The organism is Sphingobium chlorophenolicum (assembly GCF_000722875.1).
Lineage (GTDB): Bacteria > Pseudomonadota > Alphaproteobacteria > Sphingomonadales > Sphingomonadaceae > Sphingobium > Sphingobium chlorophenolicum.
This window is the reverse complement of record NZ_JFHR01000024.1, coordinates 25,465-48,856: the sequence shown is the minus strand read 5'-3', so window position 1 is coordinate 48,856 and position 23,392 is coordinate 25,465. Positions and strand designations below refer to the sequence as shown.

19 protein-coding genes and 1 tRNA gene are annotated in these 23,392 nt (G+C 66.8%); 17 read left to right on the top strand and 3 right to left on the bottom strand.

The features are described from left to right. Positions 1-27: 27 nt before the first annotated feature. The 4 genes from BV95_RS11720 (at position 28) to BV95_RS11710 (ending at position 4,414) form a co-directional block, all read left to right on the top strand. Complete coding sequence (locus tag BV95_RS11720; RefSeq protein WP_037451793.1) at positions 28-1,320, top strand: sensor histidine kinase; 1,293 nt, start codon at positions 28-30, stop codon at positions 1,318-1,320. A 364-nt stretch (positions 1,321-1,684) separates the two neighbouring features. Continuing rightward, positions 1,685-1,873, top strand: a complete 189-nt coding sequence (locus BV95_RS24420) for a hypothetical protein (RefSeq protein WP_214442607.1) — start codon at positions 1,685-1,687, stop codon at positions 1,871-1,873. After that, the gene (locus tag BV95_RS11715) at positions 1,870-2,859 is read left to right on the top strand and encodes a LacI family DNA-binding transcriptional regulator (protein WP_037451790.1); all 990 of its coding nucleotides are present in this window, start codon (positions 1,870-1,872) and stop codon (positions 2,857-2,859) included. The genes BV95_RS24420 and BV95_RS11715 overlap by 4 nt, the downstream gene beginning before the upstream one ends. Positions 2,860-3,097: 238 nt before the next feature. Continuing rightward, positions 3,098-4,414 (top strand): sugar MFS transporter, encoded by a 1,317-nt coding sequence (locus tag BV95_RS11710; RefSeq protein ID WP_037451788.1) that lies wholly within the window; start codon positions 3,098-3,100, stop codon positions 4,412-4,414. A gap of 27 nt (positions 4,415-4,441) precedes the next feature. Here the strand turns inward: BV95_RS11710 and BV95_RS11705 are convergent. Continuing rightward, positions 4,442-4,531, bottom strand: a tRNA-Ser gene (locus BV95_RS11705). Between the two features lie 121 nt (positions 4,532-4,652). On the opposite strand from BV95_RS11705, the gene hspQ reads away from it, so the two are divergent. The 3 genes from hspQ (at position 4,653) to BV95_RS11690 (ending at position 7,794) form a co-directional block, all read left to right on the top strand. Further along, complete coding sequence (hspQ, locus tag BV95_RS11700; RefSeq protein ID WP_013848370.1) at positions 4,653-5,024, top strand: heat shock protein HspQ; 372 nt, start codon at positions 4,653-4,655, stop codon at positions 5,022-5,024. Next, a complete protein-coding gene (locus BV95_RS11695; RefSeq protein ID WP_037451786.1) occupies positions 4,981-5,748 on the top strand; it encodes a GDSL-type esterase/lipase family protein in 768 nt (255 codons plus the stop codon). The genes hspQ and BV95_RS11695 overlap by 44 nt, the downstream gene beginning before the upstream one ends. Positions 5,749-5,856: 108 nt before the next feature. Then, positions 5,857-7,794, top strand: coding sequence for an OPT family oligopeptide transporter (locus BV95_RS11690; protein ID WP_234703163.1), 1,938 nt, complete (start codon positions 5,857-5,859; stop codon positions 7,792-7,794). A 139-nt stretch (positions 7,795-7,933) separates the two neighbouring features. Here BV95_RS11690 and BV95_RS11685 read toward each other — a convergent pair whose 3' ends face one another. Together BV95_RS11685 and queF are read right to left on the bottom strand one after the other, a co-directional pair. Then, positions 7,934-10,567 (bottom strand): M1 family metallopeptidase, encoded by a 2,634-nt coding sequence (locus BV95_RS11685; protein WP_037451781.1) that lies wholly within the window; start codon positions 10,565-10,567, stop codon positions 7,934-7,936. Between the two features lie 389 nt (positions 10,568-10,956). Continuing rightward, positions 10,957-11,415: a preQ(1) synthase gene (gene queF / locus BV95_RS11680; RefSeq protein ID WP_037451778.1), complete on the bottom strand. Its 459-nt coding sequence runs from the start codon at positions 11,413-11,415 to the stop codon at positions 10,957-10,959. Positions 11,416-11,517: 102 nt separating this feature from the next. Here queF and BV95_RS11675 point away from each other — a divergent pair, with 102 nt between their 5' ends. The 10 genes from BV95_RS11675 to mprF all read left to right on the top strand — a co-directional run bounded on the left by BV95_RS11675 (position 11,518) and on the right by mprF (position 23,390). Then, positions 11,518-12,651: a hypothetical protein gene (locus BV95_RS11675; RefSeq protein ID WP_037451775.1), complete on the top strand. Its 1,134-nt coding sequence runs from the start codon at positions 11,518-11,520 to the stop codon at positions 12,649-12,651. A gap of 322 nt (positions 12,652-12,973) precedes the next feature. Next, a complete protein-coding gene (locus BV95_RS11670; protein ID WP_037451772.1) occupies positions 12,974-13,822 on the top strand; it encodes a sulfurtransferase in 849 nt (282 codons plus the stop codon). Next, entirely contained in the window at positions 13,819-15,042 is a 1,224-nt protein-coding gene (gene metC, locus BV95_RS11665) for a cystathionine beta-lyase (RefSeq protein ID WP_037451836.1), read from the top strand. The genes BV95_RS11670 and metC overlap by 4 nt, the downstream gene beginning before the upstream one ends. Next, the gene (locus BV95_RS11660; RefSeq protein ID WP_037451769.1) at positions 15,039-16,295 is read left to right on the top strand and encodes a mechanosensitive ion channel family protein; all 1,257 of its coding nucleotides are present in this window, start codon (positions 15,039-15,041) and stop codon (positions 16,293-16,295) included. The genes metC and BV95_RS11660 overlap by 4 nt, the downstream gene beginning before the upstream one ends. 248 nt (positions 16,296-16,543) lie before the next feature. Next, entirely contained in the window at positions 16,544-17,284 is a 741-nt protein-coding gene (locus BV95_RS11655; RefSeq protein WP_037451766.1) for a TorF family putative porin, read from the top strand. Positions 17,285-17,532: 248 nt separating this feature from the next. Next, the gene (locus tag BV95_RS11650) at positions 17,533-18,126 is read left to right on the top strand and encodes a nitroreductase family protein (protein WP_037451763.1); all 594 of its coding nucleotides are present in this window, start codon (positions 17,533-17,535) and stop codon (positions 18,124-18,126) included. A 26-nt stretch (positions 18,127-18,152) separates the two neighbouring features. Beyond that, on the top strand, positions 18,153-18,887 hold the full coding sequence (locus BV95_RS11645; RefSeq protein ID WP_037451760.1) for an AcvB/VirJ family lysyl-phosphatidylglycerol hydrolase: 735 nt from the start codon (positions 18,153-18,155) through the stop codon (positions 18,885-18,887). 35 nt (positions 18,888-18,922) lie between these two features. Beyond that, positions 18,923-19,339, top strand: a complete 417-nt coding sequence (locus tag BV95_RS11640; protein ID WP_037451757.1) for a DUF2147 domain-containing protein — start codon at positions 18,923-18,925, stop codon at positions 19,337-19,339. After that, the gene (locus tag BV95_RS11635) at positions 19,336-20,736 is read left to right on the top strand and encodes a virulence factor family protein (RefSeq protein ID WP_051749730.1); all 1,401 of its coding nucleotides are present in this window, start codon (positions 19,336-19,338) and stop codon (positions 20,734-20,736) included. Before BV95_RS11640 ends, BV95_RS11635 begins: the two co-directional genes overlap by 4 nt. A gap of 2 nt (positions 20,737-20,738) precedes the next feature. Further along, entirely contained in the window at positions 20,739-23,390 is a 2,652-nt protein-coding gene (gene mprF / locus BV95_RS11630; RefSeq protein ID WP_156028646.1) for a bifunctional lysylphosphatidylglycerol flippase/synthetase MprF, read from the top strand. The last annotated feature ends 2 nt before the right edge of the window (positions 23,391-23,392 follow it).

The following is a 23,392-nucleotide window of genomic DNA, read 5'->3' as shown; positions in this document are numbered from 1 at the left end:
GGCCTGGCCTTTCTCTGCCAGTTTCTGGTGACGGGGGGCGTGCTCCTGTTCGTCCAGCAGGCGAGCCAGCGCACCGTCGTCGCCGCCGACCGGCAGGCGGTGGAGGATGCCCGCGACGACCTGCTCTCCCTCTACCACAGCGGCGGCGCGGCGGCGCTGCGGGGCGAGATGGCGCGCCGCTTCCGCAGCGTGGAGGGGGAGCGCGCCGTGCTGCTGCTGACCGACGCGGCGGGGCGGCCGGCGGGCGGCAATCTGGGCGCATGGCCCGCGGGCCTGTCCGCCGACGGGCGCTGGCGGATAATGTCGCTCTACCGCGTCGGCCGCGACGAGCCGGAGCCGACCGGCGTTATCCCCGTGCGGCTGAAAAACGGCGACCGGCTGCTGACCGGCATGGTCATTTCCAACAGCCTGCAACTGGCCCGCATCTATGAAGAGGCGCTGAGCGTCGCCTTCATCATGAGCCTGGTGCTGGCGCTGGGCGGTGCGATCATGCTGGGCCGCATATTGGCGCGGCAGGTGTCGGACATCGCGCAGACCGCCAATGACGTCGCGGTCGGCGCGCTCGACCGGCGAGTGCCGACCGACGGCAGCGGCGACGCCTTCGACCGGCTGGGCGCGTCGATCAACGCCATGCTGGAACGGATCGACGCGCTGGTGACGCAGCTTCGCATGATGACCGACGGGCTGGCCCATGACCTGAAATCCCCGGTGACGCGCCTGATCTCCGTCGTGGAGCAGGCCAGCGCCCAGACCCGCGACGACACGGCGCTCGACGCGCTGGAAAGGGTGCATCAGGAGGCGCAGACGCTGCGCTCCATGCTGACCACCGCGCTGCTGTTCAGCCGGACCGAGGCGGGCTTCGGCGGCGATCTGCTGCGCGACACCGATGTCGGGGAATTGCTGCGCGACGTGGGGGAGGTATATGGCCCGCTGGTGGAGGATAGCGGCTTTGCCCTGACGATTGCCGCGCCCGATGCCCTGGTCTTTCCGCTGCACCGCGAACTGGTGAGCCAGTCGCTCGCCAACCTCATCGAAAATGCGCTTCACTATGCAGAGGGCGGCGACGGCATCGCGCTAAGCGCCGCGCTGGAGGACGGCCATTTGCTGATCGTCGTGGCGGACAATGGTCCCGGCATCCCGGCGGAAAGCCACGCCGCCGCGCTCAAGCGTTTCGGGCGGCTCGACCCGGCGCGGGGCAAGCCCGGATCGGGACTGGGCCTATCGCTGGTGGAGGCGGTGGCGCGGCTGCACCATGGCGCGGTGACGCTAGCGGACAATGGGCCGGGGCTGCGCGTCATGCTGAGCTTGCGGCGGCCCTAGGTTGCGTGGACAAATTCGAAATGTCGGGCAATGACCAATTCCTCCCTGCGCGAAGCGTGGGGAGGGGGACCGTTCGCGAAGCGAATGGTGGAGGGGAAATACGCAGGTCGTGCCCCATTCCCCTCCACCACGCTTCGCGCGGTCCCCCTCCCCATCTCCCGATGGGGAGGAATAGGATGGGGCGGCTCCTTGGGACAGGAACGGACCCTCGCTCAGCCCGACAAGGGGATCCCGGATTCAGCCGGAAAAGCGCATCCCGGACGGAAGCCTGAAGCGTGCAGTCATCAGGCCGACGTCCGGGATGCAACCGTTGTCCTGTCTGGAAACTATGACAACGTTGTCCTTACCTCCTAACGCCCGACCGATGACCGATCAAGGCATTTCTTCCGACCTAATGCGCAAGGATCGCCACAAAATCAGCCTTTTTTCGCGCCCGGCACGAAAAAGCATGACAATTCTGCACTCTCCTCAGGTAAACGTTGTTTCCTCCGCCCCGCTTCCATGGCAAGACCGGCGCATGTTCGACCGCAATTCCCTTCATCGCCGCCGATGACCAGCATTCATGACGTCGCGGCATTGGCCCGCGTTTCCATCAAGACCGTCTCCCGCGTCGTCAACAAGGCGCCCAATGTCAGCGAGGAATTGCGGGAGCGCGTGACCACCGCGATCCGCCAGCTCGGCTATCGCCCCAATCAGTCGGCGCGGCGGCTGGCGGGCGGGCGGTCGTTCATGATCGCCTTCCTCTACAACAATCCGGCCCCCTCCTATAATGGCGGCATCCAGTCGGGCGCGGCGAACCGGTGCCGCGACCTTGGCTATCATCTGGTGGTCGAACCCATGCCGCTGGCGGGCGAGGAACGGTTCGCCATTCTCGACCGGCTGGTCGCGGCGCTGCGGCCCGACGGCGTCTTTCTGGTGCCGCCGCTGTCCGACGACGCGCCCCTGCTGCACCGCCTGTCCGAACTGAAGCTGCCCTGCGCCCGCATCGCCGGATCGGTGATGGCGGAGAGCTTCAACATCCCAACGCCCGAACGCGCGGCCGGGCGGATGGTCGCGGATCATCTGATCGGCCTCGGCCATCGCCGCATCGGCGTCATCACCCCGCCCGCCAGCCACAAGGCGGCGATGCAGCGCGTCGAGGGTTTCCGCGACGGCCTTAGCGCTGCGAACGGCGCGTTGGACGAGGGGCTGTTCGTGGAAGGCGCGTTCGATTTCGAATCCGGGATCAGGGCGGGCGAATATCTGCTGGCCCGCGGCGATCGCCCCACCGCGATCTTCGCCACCAATGACGACATGGCGCTGGGCACGCTGACCGTCGCGCATCGCCTGAACCTGCGGGTGCCGGAGGATCTGTCTGTGGTCGGTTTCGACGACACCCCCGCCGGGCTGACCGCCTGGCCGCCGCTCACCACCGTCAGCCAGCCGCTGGAAGCGATGGGCAGGGCAGTGGTCGATGCGCTGGCGGGAGGCGCGGTGGACGCGCCGCAATTCACCTTCAAGCTGGTCCGGCGCGACAGTTCTGGTCCGGCCCCAGTTTAAATGGGGGGTGGCCGCAGGCCAGTGGAGGGAATGGGGCATGACCTGCGTATTTCCCCTCCACCACGCTTCGCGCGGTCCCCCTCCCCACGCTGCGCGCAGGGAGGATTGAGGAGCGTCTGCCTTGTCATCGCGCAATGGTCCTCCTATGACAACGTTGCCAATCAATTATGAAGGCATGTATCGGGCGCGCGCCCAATTCCAACGACGCCCCGTTTTCGACTTTTCCGGAGAAGGATGAATGGCAGGACCCGCTTCCCCCACCACGGCCCCCGTCGCGGCCCCCATCGCAGCCCACCATCCCGGCACGCGCTACGGCCCTGCCCTGACGCTGCTGGCCAGCCTCTTCTTCATGTGGGGCTTCATCACCGTCATCAACGGCACGCTGCTGCCGCATCTGCGCAGCGTGTTCGACCTCAGCTACACCCAGACGACGCTGGTCGAATCGGTGTTCTTCATCGCCTATTTCTTCGCCTCCATCCCGTCGGCCAAGCTGATCGAGCGGCTGGGCTATCAAAAGTCGATGGTGCTGGGGCTGCTGGTCATGGCCGCGGGGGCGACGGGCATGATGCTGGCCGCGTCCATCCCCTCCTATGGCGTGACGCTGGTCATGCTGTTCGTCATCGCCAGCGGCATCACCCTGCTCCAGGTCGCGGCCAACCCCTATGTCGCGGTGGTCGGCAGGCCGGAAACAGCCTCCTCCCGCCTCAACCTGGTGCAGGCGATGAATTCGGCGGGCACCATGCTGGCCCCGATGTTCGGCGCCTATCTGATCCTGGGCCGGTCGAAGAGCGGCACGGCGGAGGCAGGCGCGGTCATCAGCCAGGCCGACCGCCTGGCCGACGCCCAGTCGGTGATCCTGCCCTATGGCCTGGTGGCGGCGGCGCTGGTGGTGCTGGCGCTCGTGATCGCCCGCTTCCCGCTGCCCGCCATGGGCGCGTCGGCCCGGCGCCTTGCCAGGGAGGAACGCAGGAAGCATTCGCTCTGGTCGCACCGCAATCTGGTGTTCGGCATTCCGGCTATCTTCATCTATCTGATCGCGGAAATCGGCGTCGCCAACCTGTTCGTGAACTTCGTCAGCCAGCCCGCCATCGCCAACCTGACCCATGAGCAGGCCGGCCGTTACCTGAGCTTCCTCTGGGGCGGGATGATGGTGGGCCGCTTCGCCGGGTCAGCGATCATGCAGCGTTTCGACGCGGGCAAAGTGCTCGCCGCCTTTGCGATCGGCGCGTTCGTCGTGGTGACGTTCACGGTGTTCGCCCATGGGCCGGTGGCCATGTGGTCGCTGATCACGGTGGGCCTGTTCCATTCGATTATGTTCCCGACCATCTTCACCCTGGGCATCAGGGGCCTGGGACCGCTGACGGAGGAAGGGTCCGGCCTGATGATCATGGCGATCGCGGGCGGCGCGCTGGTGGTGGTGCAGGGCTATCTGGCGGACCGTTTCGGGTTGCAGGCGAGCTTCCTGCTGACGGCGCTGTGCGAACTCTACATCCTCTTCTACGCGCTGTGGGGATCAAGGCCGACCCACGCACTGCCCGATCAGCGGATGGGGTGAGGAAGCCGAGGGTGATGAAGGGAAATATGGCGGAGAGGGAGGGATTCGAACCCTCGGTACCGTTGCCGGCACGCCGCATTTCGAGTGCGGTGCATTCGACCACTCTGCCACCTCTCCGCAGATGGGTTGGCGCGTGCCGTCCCGGTCGAGCGGCGGCCATTAGCGAATGATTTCCGCCTTGCCAAGCGGCGGTGAGCATTTTTCTTGTGTCGGGGCGCAAGCATCCTAAATTGTTCATATGAACGACATGATTCAGATTTTCGGACAGGATGTCACCGCCCCCCCCATCGTCCACGCCCGCTTCAGCATCGGCGATGTGGTGCAGCACAGGCGCTTCGGTTTTCGCGGCGTGATTTTCGATATCGACCCCGTCTTCGCCAATACGGAAGAATGGTATCAGGCCATTCCCGAAGAAGTCAGGCCGCATAAGGAACAGCCCTTCTATCACCTGCTCGCCGAAAATGGCGAAAGCAGCTATGTCGCCTATGTCAGCCAGCAGAATCTGGTCGCGGACGACAGCGAGGAACCTGTCGACCATCCCGCCATTTCCGACATGTTCGGCACCTATGCGAACGGTAAATATCAACTGCGCCCGCTGCACCGGCATTAAGGCCGCATCTGCCCTGCTCGGCCTGGCCCTGCTGCTCACGCCGGGCTGGGCGCTGCGCGCCGCCGAGCCGCGGGTTCCGGCGCCCCAGGTCAACGCCGACCCCGCCTTCCCCTTCTCCCGCGAGATCGAGGCCTTCGCCAAGGCCAATGAGGCGGGACCGACTGTCGCCGACGCCACGTTGTTTCTGGGCAGTTCCAGCATCCGCCTGTGGGACATTCCCGGAAGTTTCCCGGACATCGGCACGGTCAATCGCGGCTTCGGCGGCGCGACGACGCCGGACGTGCTACGCTATTACAAGCGCCTGCTGCCCAAGGCCAAACCGCGCTCCATTCTGGTCTATGTCGGAGAGAATGATCTGGCGGCGGGCGCATCGCCGGGCGAGGTCGCGAACAATGTGCTGACCCTGCTCAAGCAGCTTCGCGCCGATTACCCCAGGGCGCATATCGCCTATCTTTCGTTGAAGCCCAGCCCGATCCGCTGGACGCTCTGGCCGAAAATGGCGGCGGTCAACATGACGGTGGCGGCGCGGTCGCGGGTGACGCGCTTCGATTATCTGGATGTCGGTCGAGTGCTGCTCGCGCCCGACGGTCTGCCCGATGCATCGCTGTTCCGGCCCGACGGGCTGCACATGAACCCGCGTGGCTATACGCTCTGGACCCGGCTGGTCGACGCCTATCTGGACGAGGCCGTCGCCGCCGACCGCAAACCGGTTTCCCCTTCCTGACACTTTCCGATTGATCCACGCGCAAGCAACATTATTACCGGACATTGATATAACAGCCGCAGGCAAGGGGACAGACCAGTGACAAGTGATTCGGCCAGAGCGGCCCCGATGGCGGAGCTGACGCTTCGCGGCGTGATATTGGGCGCGCTCATCACTTTGCTGTTCACGGCGGCCAACGTCTATCTGGGGCTGAAGATCGGCCTGACCTTCGCCACCTCCATCCCCGCCGCCGTCATTTCCATGGCGGTGCTGCGGCTGTTCGCGACGGGCACGATCCTGGAAAACAACATCGTCCAGACGATCGCGTCGGCGGCGGGCACCTTGTCCGCGATCATCTTCGTGCTGCCGGGGCTGGTCATCATCGGCTGGTGGCAGGGCTTTCCCTATTGGCTGAGCGCCTTCACCATCGCGCTGGGCGGCATATTGGGCGTCATGTATTCGGTGCCGCTGCGCCGCGCGCTGGTGACGGGATCGGACCTGCCCTATCCCGAAGGCGTGGCTGCCGCCGAAGTGCTGAAAGTGGGCGCAGGCTCCCGCGAAGGGCTGGACGAGAATAAGCGCGGGCTGGCCGCCATCGTCGCCAGTTCGATTGCCGCCGCCGCCTTTTCCATCCTCGCCAAGACGAAGCTGATCGCGGAGGAAGCCGCGACCTTCTTCAAATTCGGCGCGGGCGCGACGAGCGTCTCCACCAGCTTTTCCATGGCGCTGATCGGCGTCGGCCATCTGGTCGGCCTGTCGGTGGGCGTGGCCATGTTCTTCGGCCTGCTGATCAGTTGGGTCGGGCTGGTGCCCTACCTCACCGCGCCGATCCCCTCCGGCGCGGACCTTTCGGAGATCGTCGGCACCACCTTCCGCATGAAGGCGCGCTTCATCGGCGCGGGCACCATCGGCGTCGCGGCGATCTGGACGCTGCTCAAGATTCTCGGCCCCATCGTCAGCGGCATCCGTTCCGCACTGGCCGCCGCCAAGGTGCGAAAGGGCGGCAATGCCGGGCTGCTGGAACTGACCGAGCGCGACCTGCCCATCGGCATCGTCGGCGGCACCATCCTGGCATCGCTCATCCCCATCGCCATCCTGTTGTGGGTGTTCGCGCAGGGCGGGCCGATCGCGGCCAATCCGGTGCCGATCATCGCCCTGACCCTGGCCTATATATTGGTCGCGGGCATCGTGATCGCGTCGGTCTGCGGCTATATGGCGGGCCTGATCGGGGCGTCGAACAGCCCGATTTCCGGCGTAGGTATCCTTGCGGTGCTGGGCGCTTCGCTGATCCTGGCCGCGATCTACGGGTCGGGCGGCGACCCGAAGCAAGCCCAGGCGCTGATCGCCTATGCGCTGTTCACGACCGCCATCGTCTTTGGCGTCGCGACCATCTCCAACGACAACCTGCAGGACCTGAAGACCGGCCAGCTTGTCGGCGCGACCCCTTGGAAGCAGCAGGTCGCGCTGGTGCTGGGCGTGATCTTCGGCGCGCTGGTGATCCCGCCGGTGCTGGACCTGCTCAACAGCGCCTTCGGTTTCGCGGGCGCGCCGGGCGCCAAGGCGACCGCCCTGCCCGCCCCGCAGGCGGCGCTGATTTCGGCGCTGGCAAAGGGCGTGCTGGGCGGCGATCTCGACTGGGGCCTGATCGGTTTCGGCGCGGGCATCGGCGTGGTTGTCATCGCCATCGACGAAGCGCTGGGCAAGGCGGGCAAGCTGCGGCTGCCGCCGTTGGCCGTGGGCATGGGCATTTATCTGCCGATGGCGTTGACGCTGCTGATCCCGGTCGGGGCTGTGATCGGGCATCTCTATAATCGCTGGGCGCTGCGCCAGAGCAATCCCGAATTTGCCGAGCGGATGGGCGTGTTGATGGCGACCGGCTTCATTGTGGGTGAGAGCCTGTTCGGCGTGGCCTTCGCAGGGATGGTCGCGGCGACCGACAGCGATGCGCCGCTGGCGCTGGTCGCGGAAAATCCCTGGGCCGTGATACTTTCGGTGATCGCCTTCTTCGGCGTGATCGCGGCGCTGTACGGACGGCTGCGGCGTTGGGCGAGCGCGCCGCTGGGGTGAATTCTTTTCATCGGAAGATAGGGGAAGGGGGCGCGACCTGTGCAGCTTCCCCTCCACCCCGCTTCGCGCGGTCCCCCTCCCCACGCTGCGCGTAGGGAGGAATAGGAAAAGGCGGTGGATCGCTCCACCGCCCCTTTTTTCACTTGCTGGTGAACCAGGCGGTCAGCGCCGGTTTCAGCCGCGCCCGCGTCTCGATCCGCGTCTTTATCGCGGCGATGGAGCGGTCCACCACCTTGCGCGATTCCGGCGTCAGATATTGGGTCGCATAGGCGTCCAGCTTCGTCGCCATCGCCGGATCGGCCGAATTGCCGCCCAGCCGCGCAATCGCCTGGGACCGCGCCGACACGTCGATCATCGCCTCATATTGCTGCCGATGGGCCAGCACATAGTCGACCGCCAGCATCGAATGCTCCCCACCCACGGCGGAGATGATGGCGGCGCTGGTGGTCTTGCCCGGCTCGTCGGTCATGGCGAGGTCGAGCGCCTTTTTCGCCAGCGCCTCATCCTTCGCCACGCCCAGCAGCGCGAAGGTCGTGCTCTTTTCCAGGTCCGACTTCGCGCCGTTGGCCATGGCGCGCAGCTTGTCCCAGGTCGCGGCATCGGCATTTTCGGCGATGATCCGCAGCCAGACATTGCGCAGCGGCCCGTCCAGCGCCGCCGGATTGGACGCCAGCGCGGCGAAGCGCTTGTTCGCCTCCGCCACCACGGCCTTGTCGCCCATGCCGCCCAGCGTCGAGACGAGCGAGGAGCGCAGCACCGGCACCTGCGGATTTTCGCCCGGCTTCGCGTCGAAACCGACCGTCGCCAGCACCGGACTCAGCTTCTTCGAGGCATAGGCCGCGACCCGCGCCTGCGCCGCCTTGTCGCTCTCCAACATGGTGTGGGCGCTGTCGAGATAGTCCGGCACCTCGGCCAGCACGGCGGGGCTGGCATTGACGGGCACGGCCTCCACCAGATCGAGCGCGAGGCCCATGGGCTGATAGCCGCCCAGCCCTAGCTGGAAATTATCCGCGAGCAGGCCGATCTGGTCCATGGACGCGAGGCGGGTGAAGTCCTTCGCCAGCGCCTTCACATTCGCTTCCGGATAGAGCGAGCGATAATAGCCGGTCTGGCCCGCATTGATCACATAGGCGCCGCAGCCCGGCAAGGTGACCTGCGCCGACCCGTTCAGGATCAGCCGCTGCTGCGCGCCGCCAACGGTCTGCGCCATGACCGGCACATTCCATTTGAGCGGCGCCTTATCCTTGCGGTCGCGGCTGAATTCGCCCTGCGACAGCGACAGAATGGTCGATCCGCCCTGGCATTGGGCGCTGTCCACCTTCACCAGCGGAATGCCCGGCTGGCTGGTGAAATCATGGGCGATGCCCACCACGCCCTTCGCGCCCGCGCCCTCGACGGCCTTCCACAGATCGTCGGTCACGGTGTTCCCATAGGCATGCTGCTTCATATAGGCGCGGATGCCGGATCGCCACGCATCCTCCCCGGCGAAACCCTCCAGCATGGTGATGACCGCCTCACCCTTTTCATAGGTGATGTCGTCGAACGCCTGGTTCACTTCATCGACGGTGTGAATCTTCTGGAGGATCGGGTGGGTCGTCACCAGCGAATCCAGGCTCATCGCCCGCTCGCGGCCATTGACGCGGCTCAGCAGCATTTCCCATTCGGGGTTCAGCTTGTCCGTGACCTTGGTCGCCATCCAGCTTGCGAAGCCTTCGTTCAGCCAGAGATCGTCCCACCAGGCCATGGTGACGAGGTCGCCGAACCATTGATGCGCCATTTCATGCGCGACGATGGAATAGATGGTCCGCCGCGTGCTTTCCGATGTGAAGCGCGGATCGACCAGCAAGGCGCGTTCGAAGGTGAAGATCGCGCCCCAATTCTCCATGGCGGAGAAGAACTGGCTCTGGCCCGGTCCGGCGACATTATCCAGTTTCGGCAGGGGGAAGGGGACGCCGAAATAATCGTTATAATAGGGCAGGATCGCGGCCGATGCGTCCAGCGCCAGTTGCGCCTTGCCGGTATTCCCCTTGCCGGTGATCACGCCGACTTCGGTCGCGCCGGACATTTTCGTCGCGCGCTCCAGTTCGCCCAGACCGAAGAACAGCAGGTAGGAGGACATTTTGGGGCTGGTGCTGAACGTCACCCGCTTCTTGCCCGGCCCGGCGTCGGCGCTGCCCTTGACCGGCATGTTGCTGACGGCGAGTTGATCGGCGGGGATGACGGCGGAAAGGTCGAAGGTCGCCTTGTAGCTCGGCTCGTCGAAGCTGGGCACGAAGCGGCGGGCGTCGGGCGCCTCGAACTGGGTGAAGAGGGCGCGCTTCGCCTTGCCGTCATTGTCGCTATAGTCGAGCGCGAACAGGCCGTTCGCCTGCGTGTTGATGACGCCCGCATAATCGATGGCGAGCGTGTAGCCGCCCGGCTGGACCGGCTTGCCGAAATCGAATGTCACGGTCTGGGCGTCGGCGTCGACCTTGGCGGTTCCCTTGATCGCCTTGCCCTTGGCCGGGGTCAGGGTGACGCTGCTCACGGTGAGATCGGCGGCGTTCAGCACCAGCGCGGGCATGGCCTGCGCCACGGCGAGGTCGATCTTCACCTTGCCCGTGAACTTCAGGTTCACCGCATCGGGCGTGACCTCTATCGCATAATGGCTGGGCACGGCGCCGCGGGGCAATTGGGTGGTGACGCCTGCGGGCGCCGTCTGCGCCAGGGCGGGCGCCACCATGGCAAGGGGCGCGGCCGCCAGCATCAGCGGGAGAATCTTCGAAAAGGACATGAGGTTCGCAACTCCGACAGGTTGGAACGGCACGGCGAAAACGCGCGCGCCCGAATGAAAGGGGGATCGTCCCTTTCCGCCCACCGGTCAAGCCGGGCGCTCCGCCGCCGATGTCGTTGGTCGAATCTTGTTGTTCGTTTGTCAAACAAAGCGATGCCGTCGCACCAGCACCCCTCCCGTCATCCCAGCGAAGGCTGGGATCTCAGGCCGCCACACGATAAGGTCGAACAAATCCCGCCACTCCGGATTGCGAGGCTGCTGGTGACACCCACATACAACACGCCATGCGGCTTGTCGGTCATGATGTAGGTCATGATGTAGGTCCAGCTTCGCCTCTCGGTCACGCATCGCCTCCTGAGATGCCAGCCTTCGCTGGCATGACGGCCTAATCACCCCCGGCCGCGATAGCCCGGCACGTCCTGCGGCGGCAGCCAGAGGCCCGCAGGCGGCTCGCCCGATTGCCAGAACACGTCGATGGGAATGCCGCCGCGCGGATACCAGTAGCCGCCGATGCGCAGCCAGACCGGGTTCATCTCCGCGAACAGACGTTCGCCGATCCCCACCGTGCAATCCTCATGAAAGGCGGCATGGTTGCGGAACGAGCCCAGGAACAGCTTCAGCGACTTGGATTCCACGATGGTCGCGGCGGGGGCATAGTCGATCACCAGATGGGCGAAATCCGGCTGACCCGTCACCGGGCAGAGCGAGGTGAATTCCGGCGCGGCAAAGCGGACCAGATAGGGCTTGCCCGGCCGGGGATTGGGCACATAGTCCAGCACGGCCTCTTCGGGACGGGTCGGCAGGGCGCTGGTCTGGCCCAAATGGATCGGAGTCGGCATGTCAGTCATGGGCAGGCCGTCTACGCCATTACACGGCAGATGTCATCGTCGCGCCTCTCTTGCCTTTCGTTCATGGCGGGTTCACTGGGGCTTATGCCTTGGCTGCGACCCATGGGGTTCCGTTTCTTGTCTCTGTTCGCCGCGCCGCTGCTGCTGGCCGCGCCCGCTTTCGCCCAGCAGGACAATGGCGCGGAGCCGGTGTTCAACCTGCCGCGCAGCCAGCCCCAGACGCCCACCGACAAGCAAGGCCCCGAACTGGACGTCTTTCGCGGCGCGCCCGCGACGGTGACGCCGCCGCCGGTCGTGGTCCCGACGATCCAGGTTCCGCCGCCCGTCACGCCCGCGCCCCAACCCGCGCGCCAGCCGTCGCAGTCCCGCCCGGTGGAAACACGGCCTGCTCCCCAGCCTGCGCAGACACCGCCAGAGAGCGCTCCGCTCAGCGAAGCCGCGCCAGTCCCGCAGGCGGTGGAGAATAGCGCCGACAATGGCACCGCGCCCTCGCCCGAAGCTGCTCCGCTGACGCCTGCGAAGGAAGAACCCGCTTTCCGCTGGCCCTGGATCGCCGCCGCAGCCGCAGGCGCCGTCCTGCTGATCGGCGCTTTCCTCTGGCTACGCCGTCGCAAGCCGGAGGAGGACGAGTCATCCTATTTCGAACCCGAAGCCGAACCCGCGCCTGCCCAGCCCAAGGCGGCTCCAGCACCCGCTCCGGCCCCGGCCAAGCCCGCCACCGCCGACCGCCCCTGGCTGGACCTAGCGATGGAAGTGCAGGCCGCCCGGCTGACGCTGATGGGCGCGACCATCGGTTATGCGCTGACGATCCACAACCGCGGCGCGCAGGCGGCGGAGGATATTCTGGTCCGCAGCCTGATCGCGAACGCCGATGCGCAGCAACAGGCATTGTTCCAGCAATTTTTCGCGGGCGAAACCGGGTTGCCCGTCCATTCCATCGTCTCGATCGCGCCGGGCCAGACGCAGAAGCTGACCGGCGAGATGCGCCTCGACGCGCAGGCCATCGCCGCGATCCAGATGGGCCAGCGCGCCCTGCTGATCCCGGTCATCGCCTTCGACGCGCAATATCGCTGGGCGGGCGAGAACGAAGGGATCGGCCGCACCGGATGCGCCTTCATCGTGGGTGAGGAGCAGTCGCCGCCGGTCGAGCGCCTGTCCCCCTTCCGCCTCGACCTCGGCCCGCGCCAATATCGCACCCCCGGCAGCAGAGCGACCGCACTATCCCTCGCCAGCTAGGCAGCGTGGACAAATTCAAGACTTGCCGGACGGGGGGATTTGGGTGGTTTGCGGACCCATCCTATTCCTCCCCATCGAGAGATGGGGAGGGGGACCGGCCGAAGGCTGGTGGAGGGGAAAAGGGGCACGACCTCCGAAGCTTCCCCTCCACCACGCTTCGCGCGGTCCCCCTCCCCACGCTTTGCGTAGGGAGGATTTAAAGTTCGCCATTTGGCCATTTCCCGACATTCCGAATTGTCCACGCGGCCTAGCGCCAATCGGCCCTTTCCACCTTTGCCCGCCGCCCCTAAAAAGGGCGCAAGCGCAAAGGAAAAGGCACCACATGGACATATTGGTATCCACCGACTGGCTTGCCGGGGAAATCGGCAAGGCCGATCTGAAAATCGTCGACGCCAGCCTTTTCCTGCCCGGCACCCCCCGCGATCCGAAGGCGGAGTTTGCAGCCGCCCATATCCCCGGCGCCACCTTCCTCGACCTGCCCACGCTGGCCGATGCGGACGATCCGCGCCCCGGCATGCTGCCGACCGACGCCTTCATGACCGAGCGCTGCCGGGCGCTGGGCATCGACGCGGACAGCCGCATCGTCGTCTATGACAACAGCCCCACCCACAGCGCCGCGCGCGGCTGGTGGATGATGCGCCTCTACGGCGTGGGCAAGGGCGCGGCGATCCTGGACGGCGGCCTTCCCAAATGGCTGGCGGAGGGGCGGCCCACGGAAAGCGGCATGCCGACGCCCGCGCCCGGCAACGCCGTCGCGAAGCGTGCCGCCGGGCAGGTCCGCACCAAGGAGGATCTGCTCGCCAATCTGGAAAGCCGGGCCGAACAGGTGCTGGACGCCCGTGGCGCGCCCCGCTTCACCGGTGAGGAAAAGGAACCCCGCCCCGGCATGGCGTCCGGCCATATCCCGCACAGCCGCAACATCCCTTCTTCCGCTTTCTACAATGCCGACAACAGCATGAAGCAGGGCGAGGAGCTTCGCCGCCTCTTTCTGGACGCCGGAACCGATTTCGACCGCCCCATCATCACGAGCTGCGGCAGCGGCGTGACGGCGGCGATCATCCTCGCGGGGCTGGAACTGATCGGCAAGACCGACGTGACCCTCTATGACGGAAGCTGGTCTGAATGGGGGCTGGACCCCGCCACGCCGAAAGCGACCGGCCCCGCCGCATGAGCCAGAATTCGGATAAGCCGGGCGATCGCAAGCCCCTCACCCAACTCGCGCAGGCGGGCCGCAAGCCCGAATGGACCGGCATGCCCGGCCAGCCCGGCGGCATCGTCAATCCGCCGGTCTGGCGCGCATCGACCATCCTCTACGACGATGTCGCGCATCTACGCAGCGCGGCGGGCCGCAGCACCCATGAGCGGCTGTTCTACGGCCGCAAGGGCACGCCGACGGCCTGGAGCCTGGCCGATGCGCTGACCGAAATGGAGCCGGGCGCGGAGGGCACGATGCTTTACCCCTCCGGCGTGGCGGCCATCGCCTGCGCGCTGATGGCGGTGCTGAAACCCGGCGACCAGTTGCTGATGGTCGACAGCGCCTATGACCCGACCCGCAATTTTTGCGAGCAGATGCTGCGCCCGCTGGGCATCGAGACCGTCTATTACGACCCGACTATGGGCGCGGGCATAGCGGACCTGATCACCGACGCCACCCGCGCCATCTTCCTGGAAAGCCCCGGCAGCCTGACCTTCGAAGTGCAGGATGTCCCCGCCATCACCGCGCTGGCGCGGGAACGGGGCATCGTCACCCTGATCGACAATACCTGGGCCACCCCCTATTTCTTCCCGGCGCTGGCCCATGGCGTCGACATCACTATTCTCGCCTGCACCAAATATATCGTCGGCCACAGCGACGTGATGATGGGATCGGTGACGGCCACCCCGGCCTGGTTCCCGAAAATCCGTCAGGCCGCTCATCTGTTCGGCCAGATGACCAGCCCCGATGACGCCTGGCTGGCGGCGCGGGGCCTGCGCACATTGGGCGTCCGGCTGAACCAGCATCAGGCGAGCGCGCTCCGGATCGCGACATGGCTGTCGCAGCAGGCCGATGTCGCTCGCGTCCTGCATCCGGCGCTGCCCTCCTGCCCCGGCCATGCGCTGTGGCGGCGGGACTTTTCCGGCTCCAGCGGGCTGTTCGGCTTCGTCCTGAAGGGGGGCGATGAAAAGGCCCGCGCCGCGCTGATCGACGGCCTCGCCCATTTCGGCATCGGCTATAGCTGGGGCGGGTTCGAAAGCCTCGCGCTGCCGGTCGACCCGGCCCGATACCGCACGGCCACCGAATGGCAGGCGGAGGGGCCGCTCGTACGGCTCCAGATCGGCCTTGAAGACCCGGACGATTTGATCGCCGACCTTGACGCGGGTCTTGCCCGTTTCCGGGCGGCGCACGGATGATGCCGGGCCTGCCCGCGCTGCTGTCCCGGCTGCCGGGCGATCCTGCCATCGTCCATCCGTTGATCGCGCTGGCGCTGGCCGTCGCCCTCTATCTGGTGGCCAGTGCCCTCTCCCGCTTCGCCTCGCCCCGCCTGCGCCACCGGTTCCGGGGTCTGGGCGATGCGCTGGCGGGCCATTTGCGGCCGATCCTGCATCATATCATCGCCGCCGTCCTGATGGCCTTCGCCATCGCCTTCTGGCCGGTGGGGGATTTCGCGCATCTGATCCTGGGCGCGGCGCTGGCCCTGTCGCTCTCCCTGCTGGCGGTGCATATATTACGCAGCCTCGCCATCCCAAGGCTGGCCGTGCTGCCCATCGCCCTGCTGGTCTTCGTCATGGTCCTGTCGGGCAGCAGCGGCGGTTTCGCGCCGGTGGCCGACATGCTCGACGGCGTGGGCATCGACCTTGGCAAGCGGCGCGTCACGCTGCTGGGACTGGTCAACATGGCGGCGATCTGCGTCGCGCTCTTCGCGCTGGTGCGGCTCGCCAACCGCATCGTCGGGCGCAGCATCACCCGCGCCCATGGGCTGGACGCCACGCAGAAGCTGCTGGCGCAGAAGCTGGCGGCCATCGCCGTGGTGGTCGCGGCCTTCTTCGTCGGCGTCGACCTGCTGGGCATAGACCTGACCGCCTTCGCCGTCTTTTCGGGCGCGCTGGGGCTGGCGGTCGGCTTTGGCCTGCAAAAGACGTTCGGCAACCTGATCGCGGGGATCATTCTGCTGATGGACCGGTCGATCAAGCCGGGCGACGTGATCGTGGTGGGCGACAGCTTCGGCTGGGTGAACAAGATCGGCGTGCGCGCCGTCAGCGTCATCACCCGCGACGGCAAGGAACATCTGATCCCGAACGAGAACCTCATGACGCAGGAGGTGGAGAACTGGTCCTATTCCGACCGCAACGTCCGCATCCGCATTCCCGTCGGCATCAGCTTCGACAGCGACCTGAAGCTGGCGCAGGAACTGATGCTGCGCGCCGCGCAGGAAAGCCCCCGCGTGCTGCGCAATCCCAAGCCCAATGTCTGGCTCACCGCCTTTGGCGAGAATCGCGTCGAACATGACATATTGGTGTGGATCAGCGATCCGGAAAGCGGCGTCGGCAATGTGAAGTCCGATGTCCTTGGCCGGTTGTGGCTGCTGTTCCGCGAACATGGCATCGCCATCCCCTATCCGCAGCGCGTCATTCACGCGTCCCGCGACGTCACGCCGCAGCGATAACGGCCCGGCAATTGCGGCGAAAAGCGCGCATCGCGCCGCGCCGCGCCACAATCATGCCTGATTTTGTTGCAGACCAGCAACATTAGGGAAGCAAACGACACGCAACGGCAATAATTTCTTGTGCGCCGCAGCGGGGACGGGCATTTCCTCACGCGTTGAGGCAACCCCGTCCATCCCGCACAGGGCGACAAGAGACCGGGGACCATGACGCAGGTGGGACGATCGCAGAACCATTAAGGGGAAACCATATGCGTAAGTCCATTCTCGGCCTCTCGGCTGTTGCTCTTGCCGCGCTCGCTGCGCCGGCCTTCGCCCAGGACGAGCCCACTCCGGCACTGACCGTCACCGGCAATGCGGCCGTGGTCAGCGATTATCGCTTCCGCGGCATTTCGCAGACCAACAAGAAGATCGCGCTGCAGGGCGGCATCACCGTGACGCATTCGTCCGGCTTCTATGTCTCCACCTGGGGTTCTTCGATCGATGAATATGTCGCCAGCGGTTCGGATCAGGAACTGGATCTGATCGGCGGCTATTCGACGACCGTCGGCGCAGCCACGATCGACGTCGGCGTCCTCTATTATTACTATCCGGGCAATGCCGGAGCGAACACCGACTTCGTTGAGCCTTATGCCTCGATCAAGGGCACGTTCGGCCCGGCGACCGCCAAGCTGAGCGCCGCCTACGCGCCCAAGGCGAAGGCCCTGACCGTCGGCAACGGCAAGGAAGACAATCTGTACGTCGCGGGCGACCTGTCGGCCAGCATCCCGAACACCCCGCTGGGCGTGTCGGCGCATCTGGGCCACAGCTTCGGTCCCAGCTACCTGACCATCGGCAAGGAATATACCGACTGGAGCATCGGCGCGACCTATACCTGGAGCCACCTGACCTTCGGCGTCTCCTATGTCGACACCAACAAGTCTCTCTATTCGTCGGCGGGCCACAATATCAGCAAGGCCGGCGTGGTCGGTTCGCTCACCGCGTCCTTCTGATCGTCTGAAAAAGTCATGAAGGGGGCCGCGATCCATTGGGTCGCGGCCCCCTTTCATTTGCCCCTTGATCACACAATAGCCCTCCCGATTCGGCAGGGAGAGCGAAGACATGACATGGCGGTCGGCAATCGGCCGGCATTCTGCGGTGAAAATGCGCGGGCGGTCTTGCCCTTCATCGTCCGGCATCCGATATCGCCGCCATCGTCCGGATCGTTTCCGCACCGTTCCATGATTTTCAGGGAGTTTCCATGTCAGCCAGGCCCCGCGTCGCGACCCGTGCCGTCGAACCGCTCTTCCTCGACCGCTGGTCGCCCCGCGCCTTCGATTCCTCCGCCATCCCGCAGGAGGATCTGGACACAATCTTCGACGCTGCCCGCTGGGCGCCCTCGGCCTTCAACTATCAGCCCTGGCGCCTGCTCTACGCCACCCGCGACAGCGCCGACTGGAACCGCTTCCTGGGCCTGCTGCTGCCCTTCAACCAAAGCTGGGTGCAGAACGCATCGGCGCTGGTCTACATCCTGTCCGACACGCTGATCGCCGCGCCGGGTTCGGAGGATTACAAGCCTTCGCACAGCCACAGCTTCGACGCGGGCGCGGCCTGGGCGCTGCTGGCGCTGCAGGCGACGCGACTGGGCTATCACACCCACGCCATGAGCGGCGTGGAGTTCGACAAGGCGCAGGCGGAACTGGGCGTGCCCGACCGTTTCCGCATAGAGGCCGCCGTGGCCATCGGCCGCATCGGCGACAAGGCGATCCTGCCCGAAGCGCTCCAGGCCCGCGAAGCGCCGAGCGGCCGCAAGGATATTTCGGAATTCGTGACGGCGGGCAATTTCCCGGCCTGAGACAGCCGCTGATCCGGTTTCGCTGGATGTCGGCGCTGGCCTTGCTCGCGGCGCTGGTCGCGGGCGCGGTCTATTGCCGCCATCTCGGCTATCCCGATGGGCGCGTATTCACCCCCGTTCCCGCCGCCGCGCCCCGGCAGGATGGAACGGTCGCGGTCTTCTTCTCCGGCGACATGGGGTTCAATGCGGGGATGGGGCCGGTGATCGCCGGTCATATGGCGCAGCGGGGCGTCCCGGTGATCGGCGTCAATTCGCTGGCCGCCTTCGCCCGTCGCCGCTCGCCGGAGGAAAGCTCCGCCCTGGTGGAGCAGGCCGCCCGCCGCGCCATGGCCCTGCCCGGCGCGCGCAGGCTGGTGCTGGCTGGGCAATCCTTCGGCGCGAACATGCTGCTTGCGGGCCTGGAGCGCCTGCCGCCCGCGCTGCGCGCGCGCGTCGCGATGGTCGCGCTGATCGTGCCCGCTGGCACCATGTCGTTCCGCGCCACGCCGGGCGGGGTGTTCGATTTCGGCGACGACGGCCCCGCCGCGCCCGCCGCCCATGCGCTCGACTGGGCGCCGGTGCTGTGCGTCCATGGCGTCAGGGAAAGCGGCAGCCTCTGCCCCGGCTGGCGGCAGCCCAATGTGCGCGTCGTCGCCCTGCCCGGCGGCCATTTCCTGGAGGATGATTCGGCGCTGGTGGCGAAGACGCTGCTGCGCGCCCTGCCTCCCCCTCCGCCCAACATTGCCAAAAATTCAGACTGCGCAGAGCCTCCCGCAATCTGAAGCGGCCTAGACCGTTCCCCGAAAGGAAGGGCGATATGGCGATGGGGAGGCTCTGGGCGGCGCTGGCGTTTCTCGCGACAGCCGCGAACGTCCCCGCGCCGCAGCCTGAAGGTTTATGGCTCAGCCCCCACCATAATGTCGCCGTGCGCACCGGGCCGTGCGGCGACCGGCTGTGCGGCTGGATCGTCTGGGCCGATGGCGAGGCGCAGGCCGACGCTCGCGACGGCGGCACTCCCCGGCTGGTCGGCACCGAATTGCTGGAGGATTATCGGGCGGAGGGCCGGGGCCAATGGCGCGGCACCGTCTTTGTCCCCGACATGGGCCGCCGCTTCGCCTCGCAGATCAGCCAGCTTTCGCCGGGCCGGTTGCGGGTCAGGGGCTGCATATTGGGCGGCCTGATCTGCAAGTCGCAGCTCTGGACCCGGATCGAACACTTGCCGGGGCAGTCATGACCCCGTTCCGCCGCGCCCGTCTCTGGCTGACGCCGGGCCTGCTGGCCGTGGCGGGGCTGTTGCTGTCGACCTCCAACGCCATGAACCCGGCGCGGGCGGCGGCCGATCCGGCCCCGGTCGCGGAAAGTCGCTACAGCCTGCCGCCCATGGGGCCGATTGCGGTCTACCGGCCCGCTGGCGTGCCCAGCGGCGTGGTGCTGGCGCTGTCGGACAGCGACGGCTGGGACGAGGGCAGCGCCGACACCGCCCGCGCTTTGGCGGCGCGGGGCGCGCTGGTCGCGGGCATCTCCACCCCCGCCTTCCTGACGGCGTTGCAGGCGTCCCGCCGCTGCATCAACCCCAATTACGGCATCGTCGCGCTGGCCCGCGACCTGCAACACCGGCTGACGCTGCCCATCTATGACAAGCCGATCCTGATCGGCCGGGGCGAAGGGGCGGCGCTGGCCTATGCAACGCTCGCCGCCGGACCCGATGGCGCATATAAGGCAGTATTCTCGCAGGATTTCACCCCGCTTCTCCATGGCGGGCGGACATGGTGCCGGTCGGGCAGCCTGAAGGCCGCCGCCGTCCGTCATGGCTTCGCCTTCGCACCCAGCCGCCGCCTGCCCTCGCCCTGGATCGCGATGACCGAGGGCCGCGCCAGCCCCGCCTTGCAACGCTTCGTCGCCCGCACCGGCAGCGGCAGGCTGGTGACGGCGGCAAGGGGGCAGGGGGAGGTCGCCTTGCTTTCCCGCATCCGGCCTTTCCTCGCCGCGCCGCCCGCCGACGTAGCGCTGCCCGGCGGATTGCCGCTCACCATCGTCACGGATGCCGCCGCGCCGCGCACCGACATGATGGCGGTCCTCTATTCGGGCGACGGCGGCTGGGTCGGGCTGGACAAGGATGTCGCGGGCCAGCTTGCCCATGCGGGCATCCCGGTCGTCGGCATGGACAGCCTGTCCTATTTCTGGAGCCAGCGCACGCCACAGGGCGCGGCGCAAGATCTGAGCGCCATCATTCGGGGCTATGGTCGCCGCTGGCAACGACCCCGCGTGCTGCTGGTCGGCTACAGCTTCGGCGCGGACGTGCTGCCCTATATCGTCGGCGGTTTGCCCGCATCCCAGCGCGCCCAGGTGCAGCGCCTGTCGCTGCTGGGCCTCAGCCCCCATGCCGATTTCCAGTTCCATTTGAGCAGTTGGCTGAACCTCTATTCCGATCGCCAATATCCCACCATTCCGGCCATAGCCCGGCTGCGCGGCCTGCCCATGCTCTGCGTGCGCGGGACGCTGGAAAATGACAGCGCCTGCCCCGCCATCCCCGCCGGGCTGGCGCAGATGGCGGTCGTGCCCGGCGGCCATCATTTCGGCCGCAACGCCCCGCTGCTGGTGAACCATATGCTGCAAGGTCTGACGATATGACCATGGCTGACCGCATCATTACATGGAAGGCGCCCCTGACCGCCGCCGTCACGCTGGTGGTGGCGGCGCTGGGGCTGGCGGCGCTGCACGGCCTGCTGGCGGAGGTGCGGCTGAAGGACATCCACCATGCCGTGCACCTGATCGCGGGCTGGCGGCTGGCGGCGGCCTTGGCGCTGACGGCGGCGAGCTACATCGCGCTCACCTTCTACGACTATGTCGCGCTGCGGATCGTCGGGCGGCCCCTGCCGTGGCGGACGGCGGCGCTCGCCTCCTTTTGCAGCTATACGCTCAGCCATAATCTGGGCCTTTCGCTGCTGACCGGCGGATCGGCGCGCTACCGCATCTACACCGCCGCCGGGCTGGAGGGCGGCGACATAGCGCGCATCATCGCATCGGCGGGCCTGTCCTTCTGGGGCGGGGTGTTCGTGATGGCGGGCGCGTTGATGCTGGTCCATCCCGCCGCCATCGGCATCATGGGCTGGACGCTGGGCCTGCCCGTGCAAAGGCTGGCGGGCGGGGCGATCCTGCTGTTGGCGGTGGCGGTCCTGTTGCTCCTCGCCCGCCCCGGCCGCGCCCCGCGCCTGTTCGGATGGCGGCTGGCGCTGCCGACGCAGGGGCAGGCGCTCGCCCAGATCGGCGTCGCCTGCATCGACCTCGCCGCCGCCAGCGCCGCCCTGTTCATCTTGGTCCCCGGCATTGCCCCGACCCTCTATCCCACGCTGTTCCTGGCCTATGCGCTGGCGATCATCGTCACTTTGGTCAGCCATGTCCCCGGCGGTTTGGGCATATTCGAGGCGGTGATCGTCGCTACCCTGCCCGATGTGGACAGGCCCAGCCTGCTCGCCGCGCTGATCGCCTATCGGCTGATCTATTATCTGATCCCGCTGCTGCTGGGCGTAATCGCCATCGCCCTGCATGAGGGCAATGGCTGGCGTCACCCTGTCAGCCGCGTGCTGGACGGGGCGCAGGCCGCCGCGTCCGGCATGGCGCCGGTCATGCTGTCGCTGCTGGTGGCGGTGGGCGGCGTGATCCTGCTCATCTCCGGCGCGCTGCCCGCGATCCAGCACCGGATGCGCATCGTCACCGGCTGGCTGCCGCTGACCTTCATAGAGGCGTCCCATTTCGCCGCCAGCATCATCGGCACGCTGCTGATCCTGCTTGCCTCCGGCCTCTATCGCAGGCTGGACGCGGCCTTCTGGATGACGCGGGCGCTGCTGCTGGCGGGCGCGCTCTTCTCGCTGATCAAGGGGCTGGATTATGAGGAAGCGGGCACGCTGCTGCTGATCGCCGCGCTGCTGCAATGGACGCGGGGGGCCTTCTATCGCCGCACCAGCTTCACGGCGGAGGCGCTGACCCCCGGCTGGATCGCGACGCTGGCGGTGGCGGTCGGCCTATCGATCTGGATCGGCTTCTTCGCCTATAAGCATGTCGATTATCAGAACGACCTGTGGTGGCATTTCGGCCCGCACGCCAATGCCGCCCGCTTCCTGCGCGCAGGGCTCGCCAGCGCGGTGCTGGCGGTGGGCGCGGCATTCTGGCGCATGTTCCGACCCGCGACCGCGCCCCGGCCCGCCGACCACCCGTCCGCCACCGCCAGCACCGATGCACTGGCTTTGGCGGAACGGACCGACGCCCTGCTGGCGACCACCGGCGACAAGCTGTTCCTGACCTCCGACACGGGCCGCGCCTTCGTCATGTATCAGGTGCAGGGGCATAGCTGGATCGTCATGGGCGACCCTGTCGGCGATCGGGCGGAATGGCCCGACCTGCTCTGGCAATTGCGCGAGCGGGCCGACGCCGAACAGGGCCGCCTGCTGCTCTATCAACTGAGCCTCGACGCCTTGCCGCTGGCCATCGACCTCGGCCTCGCCATCGTCAAATATGGCGAGGAAGCCCGCGTCGACCTGCACCGTTTCACGCTCGACGGCCCGGACGCCAAGCCGCTGCGCTATGCCGAACGCCGCGCCATGCGGGAAGGCGCGACTTTCGAGATCGTCCCGGCGGAGCGAGTGCCCCCGCTGCTGGAGGAACTGGAGGAGATTTCCGACCAGTGGCTCGCCGCCAAGGGTCATGGCGAGAAGGCGTTCAGCGTCGGCCGCTTCGACCCAGCCTATATCGCCGTGTGCGACTGCGCCCTCGTCCGGCAGGATGGGCGCATCGTCGCCTTCGCCAATATCTGGGCCACCGCCAACCGCCGCGAATTGTCGGTAGACCTGATGCGCCACCTGGGCGAGATGCCCTATGGCACGATGGATTTCCTGTTCATCCGCCTGATGCAATGGGGGCGGGACCAGGGCTATGACTGGTTCACCCTGGGCCTGGCCCCACTATCGGGCATAGAGGCGCGCCGCCTTTCGCCCTTCTGGGCCAAGGCAGGCGCCTTCTTCTTCCGCCATGGCGAGAGCTTCTACGGTTTCGAGGGGCTGCGCGCCTATAAGGACAAATATGCGCCGCGCTGGGAACCGCGCTTCATCGCCGGGCCACGCGGCATATCCCTGTCCCGCGCCATGATCGACCTGCAAAAGCTGGTCGGCGGCGGACCGGGCAGCGCGGCGACGAAGACGCGGCGGCGCAGGCGGAACAGCGCGAAACCCGCGCCACGCGATGCCGCAGCCTGCGCCGAAGCCATGCCCTTGCAAGAGGTGCAGCTTTGAAC